The organism is Arthrobacter sp. NamB2, assembly GCF_005281365.1.
In the GTDB taxonomy this organism is placed as follows: Bacteria; Actinomycetota; Actinomycetes; order Actinomycetales; family Micrococcaceae; genus Arthrobacter_D.
On sequence record NZ_SZWI01000014.1, the window covers coordinates 1 to 2692 of the forward strand.

Genomic DNA, 2692 nt, shown 5'->3' on the forward strand with positions numbered 1-2692 from the left:
GAGCTTACCCGCACCAACCCGATCCCGCAAATCCGCTCCCAGCAGCATCACCAGGCGAAACCCGGCACCACAGCCAACCAGCAGACCCACACAACCGACAACAAACAGGAAGCCAATCCCGACACGTGCACAGCACACGTCAGAACAACTTCAAATTTGTAAGGGGGGCCGTCACCCTCACCGGGGCAACTCCATAACTATACGACCACCACGCCCCCAACACAAATCCACCCACCACCACCGGCGAACAGCCCAGGCCGACCCCCTTCCTACGCACGCGCCGGCCCGAGAACGAGTGAGGCCCACGGCCAGCCGACAGCGGAACCAGGACCAGCTGACCCGACGACGCACCATCGCCCCGGTTCGGTCAACGATCTAACAGGTGCAAGGAATCAACGGACAACCCGACGTGCTGCCACGGGTCGGCGTCGTGGCGCGCGTGTCCCCGGCTGCGCCGCGGCAAACCGGGCTCGCTCGTTAGAGCGAACTCCACCGCGCACCACCCGGCCGCTTCGGACTGCAGCACCCGAACCCGCCCCGCAGGGCACAGGTGGCGGATCGGGCTGATGGAATTCGGTTGAAATGCTTTCGCTTCCCCCGTCCGGCGCCCGAGCCGCTCCTCACCTGCGATCAGCCGGCTCCGTTCGCCGGCCCCGCTCTCCTGTGAGCGAGCCTACTGCTGATCGTTGGACCTTCCTCTTCCATCCCCTGCGGCCTCGGTGGGGGTAGTGCGCTGTCCGCCCCCGGGATCTGGCGGTAGAGACGCCCGGCTAGAGATCTCGCCTGGTTCCTCTTGGAGGGCGTGGCAACAGTTCACGGGAGGAACCCGGAGAAGTCGCCACTGCGCACCCGCTTCGGGAGCACGGGTGCAAGGGCCCGGCCTCGATCAGAACGTCGGCGAGTGGACGACGGCTCGGGCGTCAAAACGGCACTCACAAAGGGTTTGCCGCGGACCCGCCGTCCTGCCGTGGCTGCGCTGCCTTGTGGTTTCCAGCTCGCGGAGGAACCGGTAAGCGGCACGGCAGCAGGTCGAACCAGACAGCTGAATAGCAGCAGGTCGAACCAGACAGGCAGCATTACGCGGCAACAGTTCGACGTACTCGAAGTCCACGCCGTTCTGCAACGGCAACGATCGGAGTCTGAACCCGGCAGTTGCCATGCCTTCTCCCAGCATCTCGAGGCAGACGCCCAGCGCACCCATTCGCCGATATTGCCGGTCACCAGGCGCCGACTGCCTCTGGCCCCTGCGAACGAGTCATAGTAGACAGGGGGCATGAGCAGGAAAGCGGGAGTAGCTCCACGACTTGCCGAAGCTTTGGGCATCATTCTTGGCACCGAGCAGATACCGCTGCGCCTGCGCGCGTGGGACGGCTCGGAAGCCGGGCCCCCTGACGCCCCGGTGCTGGAGTTCCGATCCCCGTTGGGATTGCGGCGGATGCTGTGGTCGCCCAACCAGCTCGGATTGAGCCGTGCCTACGTCGCCGGTGACATCGACGGTCCAGGCGACCTCTTCGAGAGCTTCTCCGCGCTCAGCTCGGTGGGCAAGTTCACGGAGTTGAAGGCTTTTCGTCCCCCAACCGCGGGTGAGCGCCTGAGACTGATGCGGACCGCGCTACGCGTTGGTGCCTTGGGACTTCCGCCGGCTCCGCCGGCTCCGCCGCCGGAGGAGATGAACGTCGTACGGTCGGGACGGAAGCACTCGAAGCAGCGCGATGCGGCCGCGATCTCGCACCACTACGACGTCGGCAACGAGTTCTACGCGCTTGTCCTCGGACAGACGATGGTCTATTCCTGCGCCGTCTGGGACGACGAGAACACCGGCCTGGACGCAGCTCAGGAAGCAAAGCTCGATCTCGTCTGCCGTAAGCTCGATCTCCGCCCCGGCATGCGCGTGCTGGATGTGGGCTGCGGTTGGGGCAGCTTCGCACTGCATGCCGCACGGCGCTACGGAGTGGACGTCGTCGGTGTCACCCTCTCCCACGAGCAGGCGACCCTCGGGCGTGCGCGTACGGCCGACGCGGGACTCTCCGAGAGGATCGAGATCCGCGTTCAGGATTACCGCGACCTCGACGACGGACCCTTCGATGCCATCAGCTCGATCGGCATGTCCGAACACGTCGGCCGCGAGCAGATAGGTGACTACGCATCCCACCTGCACGGTCTCCTGAGTCCTGGCGGCCGGATTCTCAACCATGCGATCTCATGGAATGCCGGCGAGATGCCAGCGGACCCGGACTCCTTCATCCCCCGCTATGTTTTTCCTGATGGTGAGATGCTCAGTCTGACCGTCGTGATGGGGGCACTGGAAGCTGCTGGGCTGGAAGTTCTCGACGTTGAAGCACTCCGACTGCACTACGCACTGACCCTCCGTGCCTGGGTGCACAATCTCGAAGCAAATTGGGATGAGGCAGTACGCGTGACGAGCGAGGGCCGGGCTTGAGTATGGCGCTTGTACATGGCGTCCAGCGCACTCGGGTTCGAGCGGGGCCTGAACGGCGTAAACCAGGTGCTGGTTCAGCGGCCAGGAGGGCGGAAACCACCACTGCGGCGTCGCGAATGGATCTGACGACGGACCACCGAACAGGATCTTCTGTCCTCATTCGACCGATGAGCACGTGAATTGATCGCCATGAGGCGGAGCCTCTCGCTCCGGTGGAGGGGTGTGCCGCGTGCGTGCAGCTGCTGCGGGTGT

General features: G+C 64.8%; 1 pseudogene. It reads left to right on the forward strand.

What is annotated here, in order from left to right:
- The first annotated feature begins 1273 nt into the window (after nt 1-1273).
- Nucleotides 1274-2566, forward strand: a pseudogene (locus FDK12_RS14925) (class I SAM-dependent methyltransferase).
- Nucleotides 2567-2692 lie beyond the last annotated feature (126 nt).